Here is a 25,420-nt window from a genome sequence, read left to right as displayed (position 1 = left end):
CGATCGACCGGGCGGGGGCCGTGACGGATCGCGAAGCGCCAGGGACGACTGCGCGCGGCCGCGCGGCGCCGCGGTGGTCAGTCCTCGCCCAGGTGGCTTTCACCGCGATCGGCGGCAAGGCGCATCTGCTTCTGGCGCTCGCGGAAGCGGGCCGTCTGCTCGGGGCTCTGGACCGGCGCGCAGCGGTGACATCTCACCCCTTCCTCGAATTCCGGGCGCGCCATGTCGGCGGCACTCACCGGCGCGCGGCAGCCATGGCACATTCCATGCGTTCCGGGCGACAGCCCCTGCCCGACGGAGACCCGCTGATCGAACACGAAGCATTCGCCGTGCCACATGCTGTCGCGCGCCTCGATTTCCTCGAGATACCTGAGGATGCCGCCCTGGAGGTGAAAGACCTCGTCGACCCCCTCCTGGCGCAGGAATGCCGTCGATTTCTCGCAGCGGATGCCCCCGGTGCAGAACATCGCGATGCGCTTGCCGTCGAAACGCGCCTTGTTGGCGCGCCACCATGCGGGGAAATCGGCGAAACGCTCGGTGCCCGGATCGAGGGCGCCCTCGAAGCTGCCGATCGCCACCTCGTAGGCGTTGCGCGTGTCGATCACCGCGACATCGGGCGCGCTGATCAACGCGTTCCACTCGGCGGGGGGAACATGGTGCCCGGCGCCGGCGACCGGATCGATGTCCGGCTCGTTCATGGTGACGATCTCGCGCTTCAGGCGCACCTTCATCCGTCCGAACGGCATCCGGGCGGCGCTGCTTTCCTTCCATTCGAGCGCCGCGCAGCCCGCGAGCCCCCTGATATGGCCGAGCACCGCGTCGAGCCCGGCACGCGGCCCCGCGATGGTCCCGTTGATCCCCTCGCACGCCAGGAGAAGACTGCCGCGCACGCCGCCCTCCCGGCACACCGCGAGCAAATCGGAACGCAGCGCGGCCGGATCGTCGAACCGGGTGAAATGATAAAGCGCGACAACGGGGATCATGCGCGCGGCCTTAGCGCGGGATCGGAACGCTGGCAAGCGGCGGCAGCGGCGCGGGCGGGTGCAAGGCAGCGGGCCCGCCGGAAAGGGCGCGGGCGGATGCATGCCGGGACATGGGTCCCGATCCGCGCCAGCCCTGCCGCGACAGTCACGCCACGCGCACCCGCCGCCCCCGCCCCAAGGCCGGTCCGCGCGGGCGGCGCGATTGACGCCGCGCCGCCCGTTGCCTAGCAAGAACGGGACCTTGCAACCCGGAGAGTGCCATGCGTACCGCCAACGAGGCCCTCGTGGTCGTCGACATGCAGAACGATTTTTGCCCCGGCGGGGCACTCGCCGTTGCCGGGGGGGACGAGATCGCACCGGACATCGCCGCCCTGATGGAAGAGTTCCGTACCGTCGTGCTGACCCAGGACTGGCACCCCAAGGGCCATTCCTCCTTCGCCTCGGCGCATCCCGGCCGCGCGCCCTTCAGCCTGATCGACATGCCCTACGGCGCGCAGGTGCTCTGGCCCGATCACTGCATCCGGGGAAGCGGCGGCGCCGCGTTCCACCCCGCCGTTCCGCAGGATGCGGCGCATGTGATCATCCGCAAGGGCACGGACCCCGCCATCGACAGCTATTCGGCCTTCTTCGAGAATGACCGAACCACGCCTACCGGGCTCGAGGGCTACCTGCGCAGCCGGGGCATCTCGCACCTGACCATGGTGGGACTGGCGCTGGATTTCTGCGTGAGCTACTCCGCCATCGATGGCGCGCGGCTGGGCTTCTCGGTGAACGTGCGGCGCGATCTGAGCCGGGCGATCGATCTCGATGGCTCCCTCGATGCGGCGCTGGGCGCGATGTCCGCCGCCCATGTCAGGATCGAGGGCTGAACGATGGCCGATATCGCGTCACGCGTCTATAACCACAAATGGAAGATCGACCCGATCGTCCGCTCCCTCATCGACACGGATTTCTACAAGCTGCTGATGTGCCAGTCGGTCCTGCGCAACCGCCCGGACACGCAGGTCACCTTCAGCCTGATCAATCGCAACAGCGCGGTGCGGCTCGCGGAGCTGATCGACGAGGGCGAGCTGCGCGAACAGCTCGACCATATCCGGTCGCTGTCGCTCAGCCGGGGCGAATCGACCTGGCTCAGGGGCAATACCTTCTACGGCAAGCGCCAGATGTTCCGCCCCGATTTCATGGAGTGGTTCGAGAAGCTGCGTCTGCCGCCCTATCATCTCGAGACGCGCGACGGGCAGTTCGAGCTGACCTTCGAAGGCAGCTGGCCCGAGGTGATGCTGTGGGAGATCCCGGCGCTCTCTGTGCTGATGGAGCTGCGTTCACGCAAGGTGCTCGCTGATATGGGCCGCTTCGAGCTGCAGGTGCTCTATGCCCGCGCGATGACCCGCCTTTGGGAGAAGATCGAGGCGCTGCGCCAGGTCGACGGGCTTCGGATCGCCGATTTCGGCACCCGGCGCAGGCACAGCTTCCTGTGGCAGGACTGGGCCGTGCAGGCGATGCAGGAGGGGCTGGGGGCGAAATTCACCGGCACTTCGAACTGCCTGATCGCGCTGCGGCGCGAGCTTGAGGCGATCGGCACCAACGCGCATGAGCTGCCGATGGTCTATGCCGCTCTCGCCGATACGGACGCGGCCCTGCACCGCGCGCCCTACGAGGTTCTCGAAGACTGGCAGGATGAGCATGACGGCAACCTGCGCATCATCCTGCCCGACACGTTCGGCACGGCCGGCTTCCTCGAGCATGCGCCCGACTGGCTGGCGGGCTGGACCGGGATCAGGATCGATTCGGGCGATCCGGCGAAGGGCGCCGAGACCGCGATCGCGTGGTGGCGGGCCCGGGGCGAGGATCCGCGCGACAAGCTCATCATCTTCTCCGACGGGCTCGACACGCGCAAGATCATCGAGCTGCATGCCCAGTTCGCCGGCCGCGTCAGGGTGAGCTTCGGCTGGGGCACGCTGCTGACCAACGATTTCCGCGGATTGGTGCCCGATGACGGCCTCGCGCCGTTCAGTCTCGTGTGCAAGGCGGTGGCGGCGGAGGGACGCCCGACCGTCAAGCTATCGGACAATCCCAACAAGGCGATGGGACCCGAGGCGGAGGTCGCGCGCTACAAACGCGTCTTCGGCGTCGGAACGCAGGACCCGATCGAGGTCGTGGTCTAGCCGCCGAGCCGGGCCAGGAGCGCAAGCTCCGCTTCGAGCCCCGCCGCATAGGCCCGATCACCGCGCGCCATGCGCCACAGGCAGTAGCATGCCATGCGCCAGGTCAGGGCGGGGCGCAAGCCTGCCAGGCATGGCGCGCGGCGCGCGGTCCCGTAGCCTTCGAGGAGGGCCGCCTCGCCCTGCGGGGAAAGCGGCGCCGCGCCGTTCACGAGCCGCATCGCCGGCGACATCGCGAGCGCGAGATCGAGGGCGGGATCGCCAAGGCCGGGACATTGCCAGTCGATCAGCCGAAGGCCCTGCGCCGTGGGGATGACATTGCCCGGCACCGGATCGCCGTGCAGGACGACCCGGTCCGGCCCGCCCCCTGGCCGCGGGTCCGCGAAGAGCGCGGCATCCTCGCGCCCGGCACGGCGCAGCCGATCCGCCGGCGCGCCCTCCTGCCCCGCGATCATCGCAAGGCCACCGCGCCGCAGGGTGGCCCCGTCCGAAGGGACCCCGGCGAGCCCCCGCCAGGGCGGCAGCCGGTGAAGCCTTGCAAGAAGCGCGCCCAGATCGCCAGGCCCGTCCGGCTCCGTGGATGCACCCTCTCGCGGCGGCAGGTATTCCTGCACGAGGCACAGGCCCCAGGGGGTGTCGATGGCCGCACCGAGGCGCGGTGCGATATCCCTGCCCCGAAGGGCCGCGAGGGCCCGCGCCTCGGCCGCGCCGTCATTGGGAAAGAGCGGCGTGGCCCCTCGGGGACGCGACAGCTTGCACACCGCGCCGCCCACCCGCCAGACCAGGTTGGCACGCCCCCCCGCAAGGAGGGCCGGCGTGCCCGCCCGCCCCAGCGCGCCGCGCCGCGCGAGCCATCCGCTCAGCCGCACCGCGAGGGCCAGATCCTCGCCGGGCGCGGATGCCCGCCGCAGGTCGGAATGCCCCGTGCCAGCCTCCATCGTGCCTGCCCCCATCGCGCCAGCCTCCATCGCGCCTGCACCCATCGCGCCCTCCTTCGATGCGCGCCGCATCCGCATGCCGCGTCGTTGCCCCATGCGCGGGGCCGAGGCTATGCAGGACGGCGGGCGGGGGCAATGCCGCGCCGATTGCCGGCCCGCCGCGTTCCGGTCTATACCGGCGGCAACCCCGATCCACAGGAGCGGCCCTCATGACCAACCGGCTCTATCGCAACGACCTTCCAGACGGGCTCGACCTGGGGCCTGTCGTGGCCATCGATTGCGAGACGATGGGGCTCAACCCGCACCGCGACAGGCTGTGCCTCGTGCAGATGTCGGGCGGCGACGGCCATGCCCACCTGGTGCAGATCGAAAAGGGCCAGAGGCAGGCACCCAACCTGACGGCGATGCTGCGCGATCCGGGCACGCTGAAGCTCTTTCACTACGGGCGCTTCGACATCGCCGCGCTCTATGGCGCGCTGGGTGCCCTCGCCGCTCCGGTCTACTGCACCAAGATCGCCAGCAAGCTGGTGCGCACCTATACCGATCGCCATGGCCTGCGGAACCTCGTGCAGGAGCTTCTGGGCACCGATATCTCCAAGCAGCAGCAGCAGAGCGACTGGGGCGCCGCGACGCTGAGCGCCGCGCAGATCGATTACGCCGCCTCCGACGTGCTGCACCTGCATGCGCTGAAGGCCGAGCTCGACAAGCGCCTGGCCCGCGAGGAGCGCCGCGCGCTCGCCGATGCCTGTTTCGAGTTCCTGCCGGCCCGGGCCCGGCTCGATCTCGAGGGCTGGCCGGAGCAGGACATCTTCTCGCATTGAGCGGCGCGCGCGGCCGGGTGCCCGCGCAACGATGGAGGCGGGGCGCATGCGCCATCACGACAATGGCTACAGCAGGCTCATCGCCTGGCTCAAGATCGCCCTGCCCCTCGCGGCGCTCGGCATCCTGTCGACGCTTTTCCTCGTCGCCGAGCAGAGGGGCAGCCGCAGCGAGCTTCCCTATTCGGATGTCGATATCGAACGCTTCCTGCGCGAGCAGCGGATCGGGAATCCCAACTACGCCGGCCTCACCGCCGATGGCAGCGCGATCACCCTTTCGGCCGACAGCGCCCTGCCCGGCGCGCCCTCGGGCGCGGTGCGCACCTCGGAGCTGATCGGCGTGCTGGAGACGCCCGATGGCGGACGCATCGACCTCTCCTCCAGCAGCGGGCGCATCGATCCCGAGAGCGACAGCGCGCGGCTGGGCGGGGGCGTCGTCCTGCGCAGCTCCACCGGCTACAGGATCACCGCGGAGGCCTTCACCGCCGCGCTCGGGCGGACCCACCTGAGATCGGAGGGCCCGGTGCGCGCATCGGGACCTGCCGGCACGCTCGAGGCGGGCGGCATGGAACTTGCCCCCTCGGGCGCGCGCTATGTTCTCAGTTTCACAGACGGGGTGCGTCTGGTATACCGCCCGGCGAGCCTTGAGGAGACCGACCCGTGACATTGACCCGCATCCTCGTCACCTGCATCGCCCTGTCGGTGCCCGCCGCGCTTCTTTCCCAGGGCGCCGAGATCGCCTTCGGCGGGCTGAGCCAGGACACGGGCCTGCCGGTGGAGGTGGGTGCCGACAAACTCGAGATCGACCAGGCCGACGGCGCGGCGACCTTCACCGGGAATGTCGAGATCTCGCAAGGCGAGATGGTGCTGACCGCGGGCCGGGCCCGTGTCATCTACGGGGCGGACGGGGCGATCACCGAGATGCAGGCGAGCGAAGGCGTCACCCTCGTCAATGGCGGCGAGGCGGCGGAGGCGGCGGAGGCGGTCTATTCGATCGAGGCCGGCACGGTGGTCATGACCGGCGACGTGATCCTCACACAAGGCAGCAACGCGCTGAGCTCGCAGCGTCTGGTCATCGATCTTGCGCGCGGGACCGGCACGCTCGAGGGCCGCGTGCGCACGATCTTCCAGCCCGGCGCACAGTGATGCCCGCAAACCCGGCCCCCGAGGGCGAGGCGCGGGGATTGCAGGTGCGCAACCTCGCCAAGAGCTATCGCCGCAGGACGGTGATCCGCGATGTCAGCCTGGAGCTTCAGCGCGGCGAGGTCGTGGCGCTGCTCGGTCCGAACGGCTCGGGCAAGACGACCTGCTTCTACTCGGTCGCCGGCCTGGTGACGCCCGAAGGCGGCGCGGTGCTCATCGACGGGCGCGACGTGACCAATTTCCCCATGTACCGGCGCGCCCGGCTCGGCATCGGCTACCTGCCGCAGGAGATGTCGATCTTTCGCGGGCTGACGGTCGAGCAGAACATCATGGCGATTCTCGAGATCAACGTCGCCGGGCAGGCCGAGCGGCGCGACAGGCTCGAGGAGCTTCTGGCCGAGTTCTCCATCTCGCATCTGCGCCGCAGCCCGGCCCCCGCGCTCTCAGGCGGCGAGCGCAGGCGCGCCGAGATCGCCCGCTGCCTTGCCGCCGACCCCAAATACCTGCTGCTCGACGAGCCTTTCGCCGGGGTCGACCCGATCGCGGTGAACGAGATCAGGCAGCTCGTGGGCAACCTCAAGAAACGCGGCATCGGCGTGCTGATCACCGATCACAACGTGCGCGAGACCCTCTCGATCGTGGACCGGGCCTATATCCTCCACGATGGCGGCGTGCTGATGTCGGGCACCAGCGAGGAGGTCGTGCGCGACCGTGATGTAAGGCGGGTCTATCTGGGCGAGGACTTCCGCCTCGGTTGATCCCGCCGCGGCTGCATCATTGACAGGGCCGCCATTTCTGTCGCCAAATACGGGGGATGAGAAGCAAGGTTGTTGATCGTGAATCGCGAACCCTCCGGCAGGGAGCCAAGGCTCCCGAAGCAAGAGTTCACGCTTCCTTAACCGCCAACGGCTTCTCCTTGTTTCCCTCAGCATCGCCTTCCGGACCGACTGTTCGTCGGGTCGGAGCGATCAATCAACCAAGGAGCCGAGATGCGCTATCAGATAAGCGGCAAGCAGATCGATATCGGGGAAGCCCTCCAGACGCATGTCAAGTCGGAGATCGATACGGTGATCGGGAAATATCCGGGCCGGCCGACCGACGCCTTGGTCATTTTCTCCAAGGATGCGCATGAATATGTCAGCGAGACGGTGGTCCACCTGTCGACGGGGCTCACCGTGCAGGCCCGCGGCAAGGCGACGGAAATCTATGCCGCCTTCGACGTGGCCAACGAGCGGATGGAGAAACAGTTGCGGCGTTACAAGCGCCGCCTGAAGGATCATCACATCGAACGGACACAGCCCGTTGAACTTTCCGGCGCATCCTCTTATATCCTCGCCGCATCGGACAAGGAGGACGATGCCGAACCGGACACGTTGCAGCCCATGATCATCGCCGAGATGGAGACGAAGATACCGTCGCTATCGGTCGGAGAGGCGGTGATGCAGATGGAACTGGCGGGTGCGCCGGTGCTCGTGTTCCGCAACGAAAGACAGGAAACCGGGATCAACATCGTCTACCGCCGCGAGGACGGCAACATAGGCTGGATCGATCCCAACCCGGCACCCTAGACGCGGTTTCGTCCCGCGCCAGCGCATCAGGTCACCATGAAGCTTGCCAAACTCCTCAAACCCGAGGCTGTGCGTGTCATCGGGTCGATGAGCAGCAAGAAGCGGCTCTTTCACGAGTTGGGAGAAATCGCCCAATCCGTTCACGGCCTGCCGCATGACCCGGTGGTCGAAGCGCTGATGGAGCGCGAGAATCTCGGGCCGACCGGCGTGGGACAGGGTGTTGCCCTGCCCCATGCCAGGCTCGGCGAGCTCGACCAGGTGAAGGGCGTCTTTCTCAAGATCGAGCGCCCGATGGATTTCCGCGCCGTCGACCGGCAGCCGGTCGACCTGGTGTTCTGTCTCTTCGCGCCGGAGAACTCCGGCGTCGATCACCTCAAGGCGCTGGCGGTCGTCTCGCGGACGCTGCGCGATTCGGATCTGTGTGCCAAGCTGCGCGCCAACGACGACGTGGCCGCCCTGCACGCGATGCTGACCGAACTACCGGACATGCGCGCCGCCTGAAACGGCGAGGCTGCCCGCCCCCCCCCGCGGCGCTCAGCCGGCCGCCTCCGGGCGCCAGTCCTCGAAGCCGAACATCATGTAATCGCGCTGATAGGCGCTTCGCACCGCCTCCTCGAGCGCGGGGTCGTGGATCCGCGACAGCGTCGCCTCCGCCCCTGTCCGGGCCGGCGGCACCGAGGCCTGCCGCCCGAAGGGGCGCGCCATTGCGTCGAGCTCTTGGGCGAGCATGTCCTCGCGCAGAAGCCGGTCGGGCAGGAGCACCTGCGCCGTTCCCTGGAGCAGCGCCGATTGCGTGGCCCATTCGGGCGGCACGCGCAGACCCGTCTGCCCCTGCAGGCTTCCCCGCAGCACGGCAAGAAAGGCAAGGAAAGCCGCCCTGTGCGCATCAAGGCCGAAATTCGGCTCCGGCGGCCCCTCGGGCAGCGGCACGCCGTGATGCGATCTCAGGCTTTCGCGCAGGTCCATGTCGCAATGCGGACCGGGATAAAGGATGCGTTCGACGAAGACGGCATGCGCCCGCGCTGCCGGATGGCGCAGTACCGCGAAGCTGCGATGCCCCGGATTGGTCCGGCGCCAGCGCCGCAGGCTCTTTTGCGTCATCCCCTGGAGGGGAGGAGCCCCGCCCGGGGAGAGCGCCTCCATCCAGCCCCGGATGCGCGCCCGGGGGCCGCCCGGCAAAGGCACGAAGAGCAGCGGGCAGGAGGCCGCGACGAGATAGGTGGGCACCCGCGCGCCGCGGTCGGGCTCGAGGCTGCGAGAGCGTCCGGCGCCGAACGGCTCCTGCGCGGACAGCTCGGCAAGAGCGGCGGCCATTTCCTCGGGGTTCTCGACCTTCTGGCTGACGGGTGCCGGGTTCTGCACGCGGGTACGGCTCGAGGCTGCGGTGATCGGGCCGCGCGCGCCCAGGAAACGGCACAGGCCGTTGAGGATCTCCACGTCGCCAAGCGCGTCATAGTCGATATGGAAGGCGCTCTGCCCGCTGATCTGAAGCCGCCGCGTCACCGCCGCCGCGGCGGCCGCCTGCATGTCGAGATAGGCGGCGAAATCGGCAGGCTCGAACCGTATCTTCGCCATGCGGGCCGTTCCCTTGGCCCCGAGACGCCATTGGCCGGTGCGCCGCGCGATCTGCAGGCTGACGAAACTGTCGAGCGGGTTGCGCCGCAAGATCACCTTGGCGCAGCGCGGATCGGCGAGACAATGCTCGAGGATGCGCGGATCGTGATCGTGGAAGAGACGAAATCCCGCCACGCCGTCGGTCCGCTCCCGGATCGCCGCCAAGAGCCGCAGCGGATCGGCATTGCGCGCGGCGATGTCGATGCCGGCCATCTCGCGGCGCCCAGCCGCGCCGACGAAATGCGGGTTGAACGCCTCGCCCCAGCATTTCAGGCCGGGCGCCGCATCGAGGCTTTCCTCGAGGAAATTCGATCCGGTGCGCATCTCGGCGAGGATGACGAAATAGTCGGGAGCCCCCATGCCGCTACCTCGCCACATAGGCGCGGCGCGGCGCCGGGGCGGCGGGCCGTGCCTCGCCCGCCGGGAAATCGCCCATCAGATGCGGCAGCATCCCCTCGTTCTTGAGGCTTTGCAGGAACTGCCCGAACCCGGTCAGGTCGACCATCTGCGGCAATTCCCTGACGCGCCGCCCGCCCCGCGCTCCGATCTCCTCGACCAGCGCCTGCAGCGGCTCGGCGGGCGCCTCGACGAAATCGGCCATGCTCCAGACCCGCAGGCTCGCCCGCATCTGCCCGGCGCGCAGGCGTGCGAGATGCGCGCTCTCGATCTTCTGAAGCTCGGCCGCCTTGCGCCGCAGCGCGGTGAAATTGCGCTTGGAGCGGAAGAGCGGCACCGCCCAGGCCCCGCTGATCACCGAGACCCGCGCATTTGCATCGGCGGCGAGAAAGCCCTCGATCTGCTGCGCATCACGCGGCCCGTGCAAGAAGCACTGCCTCTCGCCGCGCGTGTTCCACACGAGGTTGGCCAGGAAACTCTCCGGGTTGTAGTCGCGCAGGGCCGCGCTGTCGCTCAGCGCGCCGGCGAAGACGGGCTGGCGATGGGCGAATTCCACGCGGGCCGGCGAGAAGAGATGGCCGTGGACCTGCGCGCCCGTCGCCTTGTGCAGCCACCGTGTGAATCCCTCGAACAGATCACCGTAGCCCTCGAGCACCCAGTAGGGCGCGCAGCTGCGCACCGTGTCTCGCCCGGGATCGGGGAAGCGTGCCGCCGAAAGCAGTCCCGGCCGGCCGCGGACGCGCCGCTCGACCGCGCGCGCGAAGACCCTGTCGATCTTGCCGGGATTGGGCTCCGCGCGCTCGCGTCGCGGCGCGGCCTCGCGCAGGAAGGCGGCATAGAGCTGATCCGCGCGGGGCCAGATCTTGCGCGCCAGAAAGCAGTCCGAGCGGCGCAGCAGCTGCAGGTGATCGTCGTAGAAGACATGCGGTTTGCCCTGGTGGTCGAATTTCGAAAGTGTCAGCGATCGGCTTTCGATCCTGCGCGAATGAAGCCGCGCCATGGACTGGAAATAGCTCTCGTCGGGAATCCAGACCTTGCTGAAGTAGCGGTCATGGATATCGCGCCTTGGACTGTTCAGGATCGCCTCCAGGGTGCGCCGGGTCAGGCACCACCATTGCGATCCCATGTGGGGCACGATGTCCTGCGGGATTTTCCGGCGGTAGCCCAGGGATCGCTGGAGGCGCACATAGGCGTCGAAGAGCCGCCTGCGCTGCCGCCAGGAGAAGGGGAAGCGCAAGGTGAACCGTTCGGTATCGAGCCCGCCCTTGATCCAGGGCACGTCGCGGGTCGTCACGCTTTCGATGAAATCGGTCTCGGGGCGTGCGGCGAGATAGTCGATCAATTCGGCCACGGGGCGTAGCGGCAGGCATGAGCCGGAGACGAGGCAGACATGACCGAGCCCGGGGTGGCGCGCCAAGAGGGCCTCGGCCCCGCTTTGCGCCGCCGCTACCAGCGTCCATGTCCCCCAGTCGCAGGCATGTCGCGTGCAGAAATCGACAGTCTCCAGATGCGACACCTGCTCCACCAGCGCCCTGAAATCCGCCTCGGGCACGCGCCGGTCGACATGGATGACCACCGGACAGCCCGCCGCCGCCCAATGCGCCGCGACCTGGCCGGCCCGGTCCAATGCCTCGTGGCACAGCATCACGAAACCGACGCTCATGCCCAGCTTCCCTTGGACATCAGCCCGAGGATCTCGAGCTGTCGCCAGTTGATGTATTTCTCGGACCACTTGCACCAAAGGTCCGGATCGTCGCGCAGATGTCTGGCATAGGCCTTGTACTCGTGGCTGCCGGCATAATGCTGCCGCCGCTGCAGCTCCTCCTCGGCCTTGGCGGCGAAGCTGCTGAGGAACTTGGCATGCAGCAGGCAGCCGCTCGCCTTCTCGCCGCCCTGGCTGTCATAGACAAGGTTGAGCCCGCGCGGCAGAAGCATGTGCGTCGAGCTGACATAGGTGTAGCTGCGATGCCAGCGCACAAGGGGGATCTTGTTGAGGGCCGGCGCGCGCTCGGGACGGTTCGCGAAGAAGGCGCGGGCGCGCGGGCCGCCCTGGATCCAAAGGTTGCGATAGACCGGGTTGCGGGTGACGGTGTAGTTGCCGCTGTCGAACCAGCAGGCGATCTCCAGCGGGTCCTGCCCCTCGGCATAAGGCTGCGCGTCGATCCGGCCCTTGGGGTAGACATCGAGCAGCATCGTTCCGAAAGAGCGGATCGCCGCGCTGTCGAGCCAGTCGGTCAGGGCCCTGATCGAGCGCGTGTCGCAGAAGGGAAAGACCAGGAACTCGTCGGGATCGACGGTCAGCGTCCAGTGACCATGCGCATGGCGCCGCATCAGCCAGTTGGTCCAGTCCACGCCGAAACCGGCCTGCTTGTAGCTGCCCGAGGCATGCCAGAGCGACACGTCCGGCTCTGCCGCGAGGTAATCGGCCGTCCCGTCGGTGCTGTCATTGTCGATCATCAGGAAATGATCGATGCCCATGCGCCTGTAGTAGTCGAGGAAATAGGGCAGCCTGACGCGCTCGTTGCGCAAGGTGCTCACGAGCAGCATGTCCCGCGCGCCGATCTCGCCCGTGCGGTCGCGGACGGGGCTCAGCTCACGCGACTTGCGGGCCGCGCGCAGCAGACGGCGCCTGCGCCGCAGCCTCATCCTGTACGAATCCCACAGCCCCACTTCCACATGCCCCCATGGACCGCCACCGGCCGCGTGCCCCGGCGGCGATACGATGTCACGCAAGCCGCGCCAAGATCAACGCTCCGCGCGCGGCCCGCCACCCGGTGCACCCTTTCGGCCACGCGGCGATGGCCCGGTTTCCCCGAATGCCCCCGCCGCGCCGCGCGACATCAGGCCCAGCGCCTCGAGCTGTGCGGGTCCCTCGTAGACAAGGCTTCCCTCGTGCCAGAGCGTGCCGCCCCGCGCGACCGCGTCGTAATATGCCGCGAACGCCGCCGGGTCGTGGAAATGCTCACCCCGCGCCTTCTCGGTGCGGGCGCGCGAGGGCGCGTCGGGCAGGAACTTGCTGTGAAGCAGAACCCCGCAAGGGCGCGGATCGCCCGGACCGTCATAGGCCGCGTTGAGCCGGCGCGGCAGCAGCGAATGCGTCGAGTTCACATAGGCGTAGCGCCGGCTCCAGCGTAAAAGGGGGATCTTGTTCAGCGTCGGCGCCCGCGACGGGCGGCCTGCGAAGAAGGCCCGTGCCCGCGTGCCGCCGCGCAGCCACAGATTGCCGAGGGGCGCCTGACGCTCGGCCCGCCAGGGGCCCGCATCGAAGCCGCGCAGGATTCTCGTCGGATCATCCCCCGGCCGGTAGGTCTGCGCATCGAGGGGGCCATGGGGATAGAGATCGAGCATCACCGCGCCGAAAGCACCGCGCCCCTCGGCCTCCAGATCCCCGATCAGGGCCTCCAGGTCCCGCTCGGGCGCGCCGGGATAGACCAGCAGCTCGTCCGCATCGACCGTCAGGCACCAATGCCCATGGCCATGGCGCAACAGCAGCCAGCCGATCCAGTCGAGCCCGAAGCGCGCATCCCTGTAGCCGCGCGTGCAGGTCCAGAGCGAGACATCAGGCTCCGCGGCCAGCATCCGGTCCGTTCCGTCATCGCTGCCATTGTCGACGAGGAGGAAATGCGTGACCCCGAGCGCCCGGTAATGGGCAAGGAAATAGGGCAGCCGCAGCGCCTCGTTGCGCATCACCGAGAAGCACAGGATCGCCCCGGGCCGGATCAGGGCGGTGCGGTCGGTGCGGGGGTGCAGCGCCCGGCGCGCCCGGAAGGCCCGCCAGAGCAGGCGGCGGCGCTTCCAGCGCAGGCGAAAGGCGGCGCCGGGGCCGATGGGCGGCAATGGGAGGGGCGCGCTCAGCGCTCGTAATGGCCCGTCTGGTGCCATCTCCACGCATCGCCGATCATGTCGCGCAGTTGCGAGCGGGAAGGCGACCAGCCAAGCTCGCGCTCGGCCCTTTGCGAGCCGGAGACGAGCCGCGTCGCATCACCGGGCCGCCTCGGCCCAAGCTCGAAGGGCACGTCGCGATTGGTGACGGCGCGCGACTGGTCGATCACCTCGCGCACCGAGAAGCCGCTTCCCGTGCCAAGGTTGAAGACGCGGCTGCCCTTGCCGGCGCGCAGCCAGCCGAGCCCGAGCGCATGCGCGTCCACCAGGTCGCAGACATGCACGTAATCGCGGATGCAGGTGCCATCCTCGGTATCGTAATCGGTGCCATGGACCGTCAGCGCGGGGCGACGCCCGTCGATCGCGTCAAGCATCAGCGGGATGAGATGCGTCTCGGGGCGGTGGAACTCGCCGATCTCCGCCTGCGGATCGGCGCCGGCCACGTTGAAATAGCGAAAGATCACGTGGCGCAGGCCATGGGCCCCCTCGAAATCACGCAGGATGTCCTCGATCGCGCGCTTGGAGGCGCCGTAGGCGTTGATCGGATGCTGCGCGCTGTCCTCGTCGAGGGTGACGCCGTCCTGGTCGCCATAGGTCGCGCAGGTCGAGGAGAAGACGAAGTCGAGACAGCCCGCCGCGACCGCCGCCTCGGCGAGGGTGAGGCTGCCGAAGACGTTGTTGCGCCAGTATTTCGCCGGATCGCTCATGCTCTCGCCCACGAGGCTGAGCGCGGCGAAATGCATCACCGCGATCGGGGCATGTTCGGCGAAGACCGCGTCGAGGCGTGCCCGGTCCATCAGGTCGCCTCCCTCGAACGGGCCGTAGCGCACCGCGTCGCGCCAGCCTGTCGAAAGGTTGTCATAGGTCACCGGAACGTAACCCGCGGCGGCCAGCGCCTTGCAGGCATGCGAGCCGATATAGCCCGCGCCGCCGGTAACCAGGACCTTCTGCCCCTCGCCCTGCGCCGCCACTTCCATCAGCCGCGATCCAGGGCGCCGAGGAACTCGGAGAACTCGTCGCGCAGGTCGGGCCGCGCCAGGGCGAAGGCCACCGTCGCCTGCAGGAAGCCCGCCTTGGAGCCGCAATCGTAGCGCTCGCCGCGGAACTTGAGCCCGTGCACGCCGTCGGCACTGTCGATCTCGGCGGCGATCGCGTCGGTCAGCTGAATTTCTCCGCCGGCGCCGCTCTTCATCTTGTGCAGCGTGCCGAGCACGGAGGGCGGCAGGATGTAGCGCCCGATAACCGCCAGGTTGGAGGGGGCCTTGTCCGCCGGGGGCTTCTCGACCATGCCGCCGACGCGGACCCGGTCGCCCTTCTCCCCGCGGGTGTCCAGCACGCCGTAGGAGGAGATCTTCTCGGGCGGGACCTCCATCGCGGCGACCATGCTTCCGCCGGTCTCCTGGTAGGCCTCGACCATCTGCTTGAGGCAGGGCTCGTCGCCGGTGATGACGTCATCGGGCAGGATCACCGCGAAAGGCTCGTCCCCGATCAGCCGGCGGGCGCACCAGACCGCATGCCCAAGGCCCAGCGCGCGATGCTGGCGGACATAGGCGATTGCACCAGAGCCCATGTTGGTATGATCGAGAGCCTCGAGCATCTCGTCGCGGCCCTTCTCCTTGAGCGCCGCCTCGAGCTCGGGCGCCCGGTCGAAATAGTCCTCGAGCGCGCCCTTGCCGCGCGAGGTCACGAAGATGAACTCGGTGATGCCGGCGGCCCGCGCCTCGTCGATCGCGTATTGAATCAACGGCTTGTCGACCAGGGTCATGATCTCCTTGGGAATCGACTTCGTCGCGGGAAGGAACCGCGTGCCCAATCCGGCGACAGGGAAAACGGCTTTGGTGACGGTCCGGTTCATGTAGGCTCCTCGGGGAATACGAGCGGTAACATCTGATCTCGTGCAATGGCGTCTTGTCGCCTGAAACGGCCCGCCGGAGCAAGCCCCTTGTCCTTTGGCAAGCCGCCCGTCACGCCTCGGGCGGCAGAGATGCGGCATCGCGGCCGGCGGCGCAGATCTCCTCGATCCGCGCGACATCCTCCGGGTTGTTCACCTCCCAGAACCGCACGCCGCGCGCCTCGACCTCGGTGCAGAGCACCCGGTGGCCACGCTCCATGAAGCGCAGCTGTTCGAGCCCCTCGGCCCGCTCCAGTGGGCCTTGCGGCCAGAGCGCGTATGCCGCGAGGGCGGAGGGCCTGTAGGCATAGACGCCGACATGGTGAAAGACGGGAGCCGCCGCGGGACGGCCGGGATCCTGCCAGGGCAGCACCTCCCGCGAGAAGTAGAGCGCCGTCCCTTCGGCGCCGAAGACGGCGGTGGTGGCCCCCACCCGCCCCGCCTGCCGGTCGCCGCGCAAATCCGCGAGCGCCACCGCGTCGCAGCGCAGCACGGGGGTCGCGACCTCGGCCGCTGGATGCGCCGATAGAGCATCGATCAGCGCCGTGACGAACCATGGCGGGGTCAGCGGCGCATCCCCTTGCAGGTTGACCACGAGATCGTAGCCTCCGCCGAGCCGCGCCAGAGCCTCGGCGCAGCGCTCCGTGCCGTTCGCGCAATCGGCGGATGTCATGACGACCTCGGCCCCGAACCCCTCGGCATGCGCCTCGATGCGCGCATCATCGGTGGCGATCACGATGCGGGCGATCCCGGGCACCGCGCGCGCCGCGTGCCAGCAATGCTCGATCAGGCTGGCGCGCCGCCCGCCGGGCCCCGTCAGCGCGACGAGCGGCTTGCCGGGATAGCGCCGCGCGCCGTGACGGGCCGGGATGACCAGAAGGACGCGCATCAGCCGCGGCGCAGCTCCACACCCGGCGCATAGGCAATGAAGAACGGGTTGGCATAGCCGTCCTTTCCGTAGCGAAGCGGTGCGTGATCGTCGAAGGCGACGACCGCGCCGCCCGCGCCGGCGAGCACCGCATGACCGGCGGCCGTATCCCATTCCATCGTGCGCCCGAGGCGGGGGTAGAGATCGGCCTCGCCGCTCGCCACGAGGCAGAACTTGAGCGAGGAGCCGGCGCTCTTCATGTCGGCGACATCGTAGAGGGAAATGTAGTCGTCCGTGGCCGCGTCGCGATGCGACTTGGATGCAACGACGAGCAGGGCGCCGTTATCGGGGGTGCGGACCGACATCGGCGTCCGCGGGCCCGGCACGTCCTTGTCGAACGGCCCGCGCTCCTCGACCGCGCTGCCATCGGCAAGGGTATAGAAAAGCCGCTCTCGCGCCGGCGCATAGACCACGCCGCGCACCGGAACCCCATTCGAGACGAAGGCGATGTTGACGGTGAAATCACCGCGGCGCTTGACGAACTCCTTGGTCCCGTCGAGCGGGTCGACGATCAGGAACTCATCGGCGCTGACGCCATGGGACGCGGCCTGCTCCTCGGTGACGAGGGCGGTATCGGGAAAGGCGGCGCGCAGTCCGGCGGAGATCAGCGCATCGGCGCGCTCGTCGGCGGCGGTGACCGGGCTGTCGTCGGATTTCGACCGCACGTCGAAATCGTCGGACCCGTAGATCTCCATGATCGCATCCCCCGCCTCGAGGGCCAGCCTGCGCATCACGCCTGTCAGTGTCTCAAAATCCACGTTGTCGCTCCTATCAGGGCGGGCACGCCGCCGAATTGGAAATATTTGTCGGCGCCCTTATGCTGGCGCGCAAACGGAACGGCAAGATTTGCCTGCGAGAACGTCTCGGGGGCCCAGGCAGGATACAGAGGCGCATCATGTTCCAGCGGCAGCAGACCAGATCGCGGATGACCTCGGCGCTCAGCGTGCTGGAGCTGATCTACCACAGCACGGTCCGCTCGATCCGCAAGACGCATTCGAACGCGCTGATCGCGATCCTGACCAACATCCTGCAGACCGCGATCTTCGTTCTCGCCTTCTACCTGATGTTCATCGTGCTGGGGATGCGCGCCTCGGCGATCCGTGGCAATTTCCTGCTCTACATCATGTCCGGAATCTTCCTCTACATGGTGCATACGCGCACCGTGACGGCCGTCCTCGGTTCGGAGGGTCCGGCCTCCGCGATGATGAAGCATGCGCCGATGACGACCGCGATCTCGATCACCGCCGCAGCGCTCGGCACCCTCTACATCCAGATCCTTTCGATGTTCGTGGTGCTCTATGTCTACCATGTCGGCTGGGGGCCCATCCATATCGACGCGCCCGCCGGGGCCTTCGGCATGGTCATGGTGGCGTGGTTCTCAGGCATGGCGATCGGGATCGTGCTGCTGGCGCTCAAGCCGTGGGCGCCGGGTTTCACGAGTATCTTGGCCATGGTCTACACCCGCGCCAACATGATCGCATCGGGCAAGATGTTCGTGGCCAACAGCCTGCCGGGCTACATGCTCCCCTTCTTCAGCTGGAACCCCCTTTTCCACGCGATCGACCAGGCGCGGGGCTTCACCTTCATCAACTACAATCCCCATGTCACCTCGGTGCTCTACCCGGTCTATATCTCCCTCGCGATCCTGATGATCGGGTTGATGGGCGAGTTCTACACGCGCAAGCACGCCTCGCTCAGCTGGAGCGCCCGCAGATGAGCCGCCCCCGCCCGGATCACCCGTGCCAGGCGCGTCCATATCCGGATCGCGCATATCGCTGCCCGTCTTGCGGCGGCCCGCGCCCGGCAACCCGGCGCCCCGGCGCGGCGCGGCTTCGGGCCATCGCCGCGACTGTCCTTCTGGCCTTGCCCGTCCCCCTGACGGCTCAACCCGTCCCGGAGGCACCTCCCGCCGGCTACGGCGTCACCGGCATCGCGGCCGATGCAATCCTCATGGTGCGCGCCGCCGCCAATCCCACCGCCGAGACGGTCGGCTTCCTGGCATCCGGCACCGACGGGATCGCCATGGTGAAGGCGTCACGCGACGGTGCCTGGGCGCATATCGTGCACGGGACGCTCGAGGGATGGGTGCCGCGCGAAAACCTCCGCGCGGGGCGGGCACCCGATGCAGGCGAGGCCGCGCCGGACTGCGCCCTGGCGGGGGCATTCTGGTCGCGCGGGCTCGGCGCCGCCGCCACGGCAACCGACAGGATGGTCGACGCGGCCGGCTGCCCGGTCGTCGCCGCCTCCCCCATTCCCGCCCCGGCGCCGCAGGCGGCAGCGACAGCGCGAACCGCCCAGCCAACCGGCACGCCAGGCGGGATCGACAGTCCCGTCTCCATCGGATCGCCGGTCTCCATCGGATCACCCGTCTCCACCGGATCACCCGTCTCCACCGGATCGCCGGTCTCCATCGGATCGTCCGTCCCCGCGGGATCACCCGTGTCCGCCGGACCGACGGTATCTGTGGGGCCCGCGGTCTCCGTAGGAACCGCCGCTTTCGGCACGGAGGCTGCGGGTGCGGATCTCGGCGCCGGTCCCGGCCCGGGAGCCGAAAGCAGGCGTGGCGGCTTTGACGGGCGCGTCTTGCCGCCGCTGGAATTCGGCCTGCCGGACCTTGCCCTGACGGGTCCACCCCTGCTTCAGGACGGCGAGGAGGAGTAACCCCCGCAGCCCAGAAGCCCGGGGCCGGGTCGCCGCGCCAGCCGACGGGGTTTCGCGCGCATATGCAAGGCGGGGCGCGGGGCGTTCCTCATGTCACGACCCTGAGTGTCACGTTGATCCGCCCGCCCCGGGGTGTCAGGCGCGAGGAGCCGAAGCGGATGCGGTCGATCCCGTGATAGGTCAGCCGCGCGGCCCCGCCCATCACGAGGACGTCGCCGGAATGCAGCCATACACTCTGCGTCGGGCCGCCGCGTTCGAGATTGCCGACCCGGAACAGGCCCTCGTCCCCGAGCGACAGCGACACGACCGGCGCCCCCATGTCCTTCTCGTCGCGATCCTGATGCAGCCCCATGCGCGCGCCTTCGCCATAGAAATTAACAAGGCAGCTTTCGGGTTGCCGATCCGAGCCGCTGAGCGCGTTCCAGATCCGCAGGATCGCGGGCGGAATGGGCGGCCATGGCATCCCGGCGGGATGGCACGGCTCGTATCTGTAGCCGCGCCGGTCCGAAACCCAGCCAAATTTCCCGGCCGAGGTCATGCGCACCGTCATCTGCTTGCCGCGTTGCGTTTGCGGATGGAAAAGCGGCGCCGCCGCGATCACCCGGCGCAGCGCCTGCAGCACCTCCTGCTGCGCCGGAAGGTCCAGAAACTCCCTGTAGAGCGCGATCCCCCTGATCACCTGATCCGCGGCGCGCGGTTCGCTTTGATCCATAAGGTTCCCCCGTCACATGTCACCTTTTTGCGAGCATAGCGCGCCGCTCCCGGCTTGCAGCACGAATTGGCCCTCCCTATATACGCCCAGACGCCCGCCGGAGGCGCTAAACCCGGTTGAAAATCTGGGATAGCCGGACGGGTGCCGCCCCGCGGGTCCGTCCGCAGGAACATCGCCTAAGAGAGGATTTTTGCATCATGGCCAAAGTCATCGGTATCGACCTTGGAACCACCAACAGCTGCGTTGCCATCATGGATGGCAGCCAACCGCGTGTCATCGAGAACGCCGAAGGCGCGCGCACCACGCCTTCGATCGTCGCCTTTGCGGATGACGAGCGCCTCGTTGGCCAGGCCGCCAAGCGCCAGGCCGTCACCAACCCCGAGAACACCGTCTTCGCCGTGAAGCGCCTGATCGGCCGGACCTTCGAGGATCCCGATCTGGCGAAGGAGAAGAAGAACCTGCCCTACGACCTCGTCAAGGGCGGCAATGGCGACGCGTGGGTCGAGGCGAATGGCGAGAAGTATTCGCCCAGCCAGATCTCCGCCTTCATCCTGCAGAAGATGAAGGAAACCGCCGAATCCTATCTCGGTGAGGAAGTCACGCAGGCGGTCATCACCGTTCCGGCCTATTTCAACGACGCCCAGCGTCAGGCCACCAAGGATGCCGGCAAGATCGCCGGTCTCGAAGTGCTGCGGATCATCAACGAGCCGACCGCGGCCGCCCTCGCCTATGGCCTCGACAAGAAAGAGACCAAGACGATCGCGGTCTACGACCTTGGCGGCGGCACCTTCGACATCACCATCCTCGAGATCGATGACGGCCTCTTCGAAGTGAAATCGACCAACGGGGACACGTTCCTCGGCGGCGAGGATTTCGACATGCGGATCGTCAACTACCTTGCCGAGGAGTTCAAGAAGCAGCACGGCGCCGACCTGACGCAGGACAAGATGGCGCTCCAGCGCCTGAAGGAAGCGGCGGAGAAGGCCAAGATCGAGCTGTCGAGCTCCAGCCAGACCGAGATCAACCAACCCTTCATCTCGATGGGCTCCAACGGCCAGCCGCTGCACATGGTCATGAAACTGACCCGTGCGAAGCTGGAAAGCCTCGTGGGCGATCTGATCAAGAACTCGATCAATCCGTGCAAGGCGGCGCTCAAGGATGCCGGCCTGTCGGTCGGTGACATCGACGAGGTCGTGATGGTCGGCGGGATGACCCGGATGCCGCGCGTCCTCGAAGAGGTGACCAAGTTCTTCGGCAAGGAGCCGCACAAGGGCGTGAACCCCGACGAGGTCGTGGCGCTCGGTGCCGCGATCCAGGCCGGCGTGCTTCAGGGCGACGTCAAGGACGTGGTGCTGCTCGACGTGACCCCGCTTTCGCTCGGGATCGAGACGCTGGGCGGTGTCTTCACCCGCCTGATCGACCGCAACACGACGATCCCGACCAAGAAGAGCCAGGTCTTCTCGACCGCCGAGGACAACCAGAACGCGGTGACGATCCGGGTTTTCCAGGGTGAGCGCGAGATGGCGTCCGACAACAAGATGCTCGGCCAGTTCAACCTGGAAGACATCCCGCCGGCACCGCGCGGCCTGCCGCAGATCGAGGTGACCTTCGACATCGACGCCAACGGCATCGTGTCGGTCAGTGCCAAGGACAAGGGCACCGGCAAGGAGCAGAACATCACGATCCAGGCGTCGGGTGGTCTGTCGGATGACGAGATCGAGCAGATGGTCAAGGATGCCGAGGCGAATGCCGAGGCCGACAAGGGCCGCCGTGAGCTCGTCGAGGCCCGCAACCAGGCAGAATCGCTCATCCATTCGACCGAGAAGTCGATGGAAGAGCACAAGGACAAGGTCGACCCGAGCACCATCGAGGCGATCGAGCTGGCCATCGGCAACCTCAACGAGCAGCTCGAGACCGACGATGCCGGCAAGATCAAGTCGGGTATCCAGAACGTCACCGAGGCGGCGATGAAGCTGGGCGAGGCCATCTACAAGGCCGAGCAGGCGAAGGCCGATGGCGGCGAGGAGAACTCCGAGGAAGAGGGTCCGCGTAGTGTCGATGACGACATCGTGGATGCCGATTTCGAGGACCTCGACGACGACAAGCGCGCCTCCTAAGAGGCTTTCGGGATGCGCGGGGCCGGCCTGATCCATTCGGGCCGGTCCTGCCGTTCAAGAAGGATGTAAGATTATGGCAAAGCGCGATTTCTACGAGGTTCTCGGGGTTTCCCGCGGAGCCTCACCCGACGAGATCAAGAAGGCGTATCGCGGCAAGGCGAAGGAACTGCACCCCGACCGCAACGCCGACAATCCCAAGGCCGAGGCGCAGTTCAAGGAAGCCAACGAGGCCTATGAGGTGCTCAAGGATGCCGAGAAGAAGGCAGCCTATGATCGCTATGGCCATGCCGCGTTCGAGGGCGGAATGGGCGCCTCTGCCGGTGCGCGCGGCGGACAGCCCGGACAGGGCGATTTCGCCAGTGCCTTCTCGGACGTGTTCGATGATCTTTTCGGCGATATCATGGGTGGACGCGGCGGTGGACGCGGCGGCCAGCGCGCGACGCGGGGTGCCGATCTTCGCTACAACCTGCGCGTGACGCTCGAGGAGGCCCATCGCGGCCTGCAGAAGACCGTCTCCGTTCCGACGGCCGTTCAATGCGGTACCTGCCGAGGCAGCGGCGCCGAGGGAGGCTCCGAGCCGCAGAACTGTCCGACCTGTTCGGGAATGGGCAAGGTGCGCGCGCAGCAGGGCTTCTTCACCGTCGAGCGGACCTGCCCGACCTGCTCGGGCGCGGGACAGATCATCAAGAACCCCTGTTCGGAATGCGGCGGCGCCGGCCGTGTCCAGAAGGAGCGCTCGCTCAGCGTCAACATTCCCGCCGGTGTCGAGACCGGCACCCGGATCCGCCTTGGCGGCGAGGGTGAGGCGGGCCTGCGCGGAGGGCCGTCCGGCGATCTTTATATCTTCCTGGAGGTCGAGGATCATCCCCTCTTCCAGCGCGAGGGTGAACATCTCTTCTGCCGCGTGCCTGTCTCCATCGCCGCGGCAGCGCTCGGCGGCGATATCGAGGTTCCGACCATCGACGGGGGCCGCAGCCGTGTGAAGATCCCCGCCGGCAGCCAGTCGGGCAAGCAGATGCGCCTGCGCGGAAAAGGCATGCCGATGCTGCGCGGCGGTGGCCAGGGCGACATGTATATCGAACTGGCGGTCGAAACCCCCGTCAACCTGACATCGCGTCAGAAAGAGATCCTGCGCGAATTCGACAGGTTGAGCGAGAACAACAACCCGGAGACTTCCGGCTTCTTCAAGAAGGTGAAGACCTTCTGGGATGGAATGAAGAATTGACCCCTTCGGGTTAATCATTCCGTAAGGTGCCGGGCCGATCCTGTTTACCATGACAGGATCGGCCAATTCATTTCATGACAGCAGGGCACGCTTCGACGATGACGAGGCGCCTGTCGGCCCCGGCCGGCAACCCTCCTATATCCGCGATCACCGTGCCCGGCTGCGCGAGCGATTCAGTGTCGGCGGTGCCGCTGCCATGCCCGATTACGAATTGCTGGAATTGCTCCTCTTCCGCTCGATCCCGAGACGCGATGTCAAACCCCTCGCCCGGCGTCTCGTCGATACGTTCGGCGATCTCGGCCGCATCCTGTCGGCGCCCCCGGATGCGCTGCTCGCGGTGCGCGGCGTGGGTCCCGTGGTCATGCACGATCTCAAGGTGATCGAGGCCGCGGCCCACCGGATGGCCCGTGCCCGGATGATGCAGCGCCATGTCATCTCGGACTGGGAAGCGGTTCTAGATTACTGCCACACGACGATGTCGCACCGTCCGACCGAGCAGTTCAGGGTGCTGTTCCTCGACACCAAGAACATCCTCGTGGCCGACGAGGAGCAGGCGCGGGGCACTGTCGACCATGTTCCCGTCTATCCCCGCGAGATCGTCAAGCGGGCGCTGGAGCTCAATGCGAAGGCCCTGATCCTCGTGCACAATCATCCCTCCGGCGATCCCACGCCGAGCCAGGCCGACATTGCCATGACCGAACAGGTCGGGCAGGCCTGCGCCGCGCTCGGTCTGGTGCTCCATGACCACCTGATCATCGGCAAGAGTCGGGAGCTCAGCTTCCGCGCCGAGGGCTACCTATGATCACCTGAGCCAGACCTCGACGCGGCGATTCACGCCCCGTCCCCATTCCGTCTCGTCGCAGGCCATTGGCATGGCCTCGCCGAATGCCTCGATCTCGAGTTCCGGCAGCGCCGCATCGGAGGCTCCGTGGCTGGCGCGGCGAACGGCATCGCGGACGGTGCGGGCCCGTTCCCGCGAGAGCCTGCGGTTCAAGCCAGCCGGGCCGAGACCGTCGCTGAACCCGACGAAGACGAGGGCCCTGTCGTCGAAGACGCCCCGCTCCAGGGCCTCGCCGAGCAGGGCGATGTTGGAGCGCGATTGCGGGTCGAGCTGCGCCGCGCCATCCTCGAAGCGGAATGTCAGGGTCAGGCGCGTCATGTTCGACAGCACCCTGACAAGGCGTTGCAGGTCGGACAGGCCGATCTCGTCGCCGGCACGGGCGATGGCGGTCGCGAACCGGTGCCCCTGCGCATCGAGCGGAATCGCCCTCGGGAACTGATCCACGAAGCCCGCCCGGCGGATCACCGGCTGCGCGGCGGGCGAGTTCATGTAGGCCAGGAATCGCCGCCCGATCTGCGGCAGGCGGTAATTGGGCAGATAGGCGAAGAGCGGCGCGGTCAGCGGGTAATCCTCGGTCTTGAGCGAGGTCTCGCTGGCAACGGATGCGAAGCCGCAAGGTCCCTTCAGCGCGACGGGCATGGCATTGCCCATCTCCGAATAGCTCCCGATGCCGAGCGCACCGGGATCCCGGGCCACTGCATCGGCGATCGCGGCATTGCTGTCGTGACGCGTTATTCCCTCCGCCAGCGCCGTCTCCCGCCCCATCACGCGCGTCAGGAACGCCTGTGCCTGACCGGAGGCGTCGTCGCGCAGATGCAACGTGATCGGCTGCTCCAGTCCGGTCAGCTCCGACCAGTCGGCGATCTCGCCGGCGAAGATGGATCGCAGCTGCGACAGACCGATCTCCGCCAGTGGATTGCCGACCGAGACGAGCGGAACGATGCCATCGAGTGCGATGATCCGGCTGCGTCCGCGCCCGTTCAGATCCCCCAGGAGCGATCCGCGCCCCGCGGCGATCTCCGCCCCCGTGGCCTCGCGCAGCGACAGCGCAATATCCGCAACCTCCGCCAGAAGGTCCGCCATGCCCTCGTCCGAGCTTGTCAGGCGGAAATCGAAACGGCCGACGGCACTCCCGCCGGACCTCTCCGCCAGTTCGTAGGAAAAGGTCAGATCATCCACCACGTCGCGCGTGACGCTGTATCCGTTGCGGCTGGCGAAGGTCTCGATCAGGGCCGGGAGAAGGGTCTCGCCAAGGGCGCGCGCGCCCGAGAAGGTCACCACGGGCACGAAACCGTCGAGATCGGGACAGCCCGCGCCGCTGCACTCCACGCGCGCGGCATCGAGCGACAGGACGCCGTGTTCGGTATCGAGCCTGTAGAACTCGCCGTCATAGCCCATGAGCGTGCCGCGCATCGCGAACCCGCCCGTCTGCGATGACAGGGTGACGGTTTCGGCAAGGGCACCGAAGCTCGTGAAGAAGAGAAAAAGCGCGGCGCTCGCAGCCGCGCGGCAGTGGTTCATCGGGCGTTCGCGACCATTCC

The 25,420-nt window shown here is 67.7% G+C and carries 25 protein-coding genes; 13 read left to right on the top strand and 12 right to left on the bottom strand.

Annotated elements, in window-relative coordinates; all coding sequences use genetic code 11:
- Window positions 1-77: 77 nt before the first annotated feature.
- Window positions 78-983, bottom strand: coding sequence for an oxygen-dependent tRNA uridine(34) hydroxylase TrhO (trhO, locus tag PMES_RS05570; RefSeq protein ID WP_159964534.1), 906 nt, complete (start codon window positions 981-983; stop codon window positions 78-80).
- A gap of 260 nt (window positions 984-1,243) precedes the next feature.
- On the opposite strand from trhO, the gene pncA reads away from it, so the two are divergent.
- Complete coding sequence (pncA, locus tag PMES_RS05565; RefSeq protein WP_159964533.1) at window positions 1,244-1,852, top strand: bifunctional nicotinamidase/pyrazinamidase; 609 nt, start codon at window positions 1,244-1,246, stop codon at window positions 1,850-1,852.
- Window positions 1,853-1,855: 3 nt separating this feature from the next.
- The gene (pncB, locus tag PMES_RS05560) at window positions 1,856-3,148 is read left to right on the top strand and encodes a nicotinate phosphoribosyltransferase (protein WP_159964532.1); all 1,293 of its coding nucleotides are present in this window, start codon (window positions 1,856-1,858) and stop codon (window positions 3,146-3,148) included.
- On the opposite strand, the gene PMES_RS05555 is transcribed toward pncB, so the two are convergent.
- Entirely contained in the window at window positions 3,145-4,128 is a 984-nt protein-coding gene (locus PMES_RS05555; protein WP_159964531.1) for a phosphotransferase family protein, read from the bottom strand. The genes pncB and PMES_RS05555 overlap by 4 nt on opposite strands.
- Before the next feature lie 164 nt (window positions 4,129-4,292).
- On the opposite strand from PMES_RS05555, the gene PMES_RS05550 reads away from it, so the two are divergent.
- The 6 genes from PMES_RS05550 (at window position 4,293) to PMES_RS05525 (ending at window position 8,113) form a co-directional block, all read left to right on the top strand.
- Entirely contained in the window at window positions 4,293-4,904 is a 612-nt protein-coding gene (locus tag PMES_RS05550) for a ribonuclease D (protein ID WP_159964530.1), read from the top strand.
- Between the two features lie 46 nt (window positions 4,905-4,950).
- A complete protein-coding gene (locus PMES_RS05545; protein WP_159964529.1) occupies window positions 4,951-5,565 on the top strand; it encodes a hypothetical protein in 615 nt (204 codons plus the stop codon).
- A 2-nt stretch (window positions 5,566-5,567) separates the two neighbouring features.
- A complete protein-coding gene (locus PMES_RS05540; protein ID WP_159964774.1) occupies window positions 5,568-6,047 on the top strand; it encodes an LptA/OstA family protein in 480 nt (159 codons plus the stop codon).
- Window positions 6,047-6,802: an LPS export ABC transporter ATP-binding protein gene (lptB, locus tag PMES_RS05535; RefSeq protein ID WP_159964528.1), complete on the top strand. Its 756-nt coding sequence runs from the start codon at window positions 6,047-6,049 to the stop codon at window positions 6,800-6,802. Before PMES_RS05540 ends, lptB begins: the two co-directional genes overlap by 1 nt.
- Window positions 6,803-7,033: 231 nt before the next feature.
- Window positions 7,034-7,612 (top strand): ribosome hibernation-promoting factor, HPF/YfiA family, encoded by a 579-nt coding sequence (gene hpf, locus PMES_RS05530; protein WP_159964527.1) that lies wholly within the window; start codon window positions 7,034-7,036, stop codon window positions 7,610-7,612.
- Window positions 7,613-7,648: 36 nt separating this feature from the next.
- Window positions 7,649-8,113 (top strand): PTS sugar transporter subunit IIA, encoded by a 465-nt coding sequence (locus PMES_RS05525; protein WP_159964526.1) that lies wholly within the window; start codon window positions 7,649-7,651, stop codon window positions 8,111-8,113.
- Window positions 8,114-8,146: 33 nt separating this feature from the next.
- On the opposite strand, the gene PMES_RS05520 is transcribed toward PMES_RS05525, so the two are convergent.
- The 8 genes from PMES_RS05520 to cysQ form a co-directional block, all read right to left on the bottom strand.
- Entirely contained in the window at window positions 8,147-9,586 is a 1,440-nt protein-coding gene (locus tag PMES_RS05520; RefSeq protein ID WP_159964525.1) for a nodulation protein NodH, read from the bottom strand.
- Between the two features lie 4 nt (window positions 9,587-9,590).
- Complete coding sequence (locus tag PMES_RS05515; RefSeq protein ID WP_159964524.1) at window positions 9,591-11,285, bottom strand: DUF5927 domain-containing protein; 1,695 nt, start codon at window positions 11,283-11,285, stop codon at window positions 9,591-9,593.
- Entirely contained in the window at window positions 11,282-12,268 is a 987-nt protein-coding gene (locus tag PMES_RS05510) for a glycosyltransferase family 2 protein (protein ID WP_201288957.1), read from the bottom strand. Before PMES_RS05510 ends, PMES_RS05515 begins: the two co-directional genes overlap by 4 nt.
- 99 nt (window positions 12,269-12,367) lie before the next feature.
- Complete coding sequence (locus PMES_RS05505) at window positions 12,368-13,504, bottom strand: glycosyltransferase family 2 protein (protein WP_159964772.1); 1,137 nt, start codon at window positions 13,502-13,504, stop codon at window positions 12,368-12,370.
- Window positions 13,474-14,481 (bottom strand): UDP-glucose 4-epimerase GalE, encoded by a 1,008-nt coding sequence (gene galE, locus PMES_RS05500; RefSeq protein ID WP_159964522.1) that lies wholly within the window; start codon window positions 14,479-14,481, stop codon window positions 13,474-13,476. Before galE ends, PMES_RS05505 begins: the two co-directional genes overlap by 31 nt.
- Window positions 14,481-15,359 carry a UTP--glucose-1-phosphate uridylyltransferase GalU gene (gene galU, locus PMES_RS05495; protein WP_159964521.1) on the bottom strand — a complete coding sequence of 293 codons (879 nt, stop codon included), beginning with the start codon at window positions 15,357-15,359 and terminating at the stop codon, window positions 14,481-14,483. Before galU ends, galE begins: the two co-directional genes overlap by 1 nt.
- Before the next feature lie 109 nt (window positions 15,360-15,468).
- Entirely contained in the window at window positions 15,469-16,284 is an 816-nt protein-coding gene (locus tag PMES_RS05490; RefSeq protein WP_159964520.1) for a 3-deoxy-manno-octulosonate cytidylyltransferase, read from the bottom strand.
- Window positions 16,284-17,081, bottom strand: a complete 798-nt coding sequence (gene cysQ / locus PMES_RS05485; RefSeq protein WP_159964519.1) for a 3'(2'),5'-bisphosphate nucleotidase CysQ — start codon at window positions 17,079-17,081, stop codon at window positions 16,284-16,286. Before cysQ ends, PMES_RS05490 begins: the two co-directional genes overlap by 1 nt.
- Before the next feature lie 137 nt (window positions 17,082-17,218).
- Here cysQ and PMES_RS05480 point away from each other — a divergent pair, with 137 nt between their 5' ends.
- Both PMES_RS05480 and PMES_RS16575 read left to right on the top strand, forming a co-directional pair.
- Complete coding sequence (locus PMES_RS05480) at window positions 17,219-18,040, top strand: ABC transporter permease (RefSeq protein ID WP_159964518.1); 822 nt, start codon at window positions 17,219-17,221, stop codon at window positions 18,038-18,040.
- A complete protein-coding gene (locus PMES_RS16575; protein WP_201288956.1) occupies window positions 18,037-18,984 on the top strand; it encodes a hypothetical protein in 948 nt (315 codons plus the stop codon). Before PMES_RS05480 ends, PMES_RS16575 begins: the two co-directional genes overlap by 4 nt.
- Before the next feature lie 88 nt (window positions 18,985-19,072).
- Here PMES_RS16575 and PMES_RS05470 read toward each other — a convergent pair whose 3' ends face one another.
- Window positions 19,073-19,696, bottom strand: a complete 624-nt coding sequence (locus PMES_RS05470) for an alpha-ketoglutarate-dependent dioxygenase AlkB family protein (protein ID WP_159964517.1) — start codon at window positions 19,694-19,696, stop codon at window positions 19,073-19,075.
- A gap of 197 nt (window positions 19,697-19,893) precedes the next feature.
- Here PMES_RS05470 and dnaK point away from each other — a divergent pair, with 197 nt between their 5' ends.
- From dnaK to radC, 3 genes are all read left to right on the top strand, one after another.
- Complete coding sequence (dnaK, locus tag PMES_RS05465; RefSeq protein WP_159964516.1) at window positions 19,894-21,813, top strand: molecular chaperone DnaK; 1,920 nt, start codon at window positions 19,894-19,896, stop codon at window positions 21,811-21,813.
- A 73-nt stretch (window positions 21,814-21,886) separates the two neighbouring features.
- Window positions 21,887-23,038, top strand: coding sequence for a molecular chaperone DnaJ (dnaJ, locus tag PMES_RS05460; RefSeq protein ID WP_159964515.1), 1,152 nt, complete (start codon window positions 21,887-21,889; stop codon window positions 23,036-23,038).
- Between the two features lie 49 nt (window positions 23,039-23,087).
- Entirely contained in the window at window positions 23,088-23,840 is a 753-nt protein-coding gene (gene radC / locus PMES_RS05455) for a RadC family protein (RefSeq protein WP_159964514.1), read from the top strand.
- Here radC and PMES_RS05450 read toward each other — a convergent pair whose 3' ends face one another.
- Window positions 23,841-25,400: a phosphate ABC transporter substrate-binding/OmpA family protein gene (locus PMES_RS05450; RefSeq protein ID WP_159964513.1), complete on the bottom strand. Its 1,560-nt coding sequence runs from the start codon at window positions 25,398-25,400 to the stop codon at window positions 23,841-23,843.
- Window positions 25,401-25,420: the final 20 nt, after the last annotated feature.

Source organism: Profundibacterium mesophilum KAUST100406-0324 (assembly GCF_009835145.1).
Classification (GTDB): domain Bacteria; phylum Pseudomonadota; class Alphaproteobacteria; order Rhodobacterales; family Rhodobacteraceae; genus Profundibacterium; species Profundibacterium mesophilum.
Note: the sequence above shows the minus strand (reverse complement) of the source record. Positions and strands in the feature narration are given on the sequence as shown.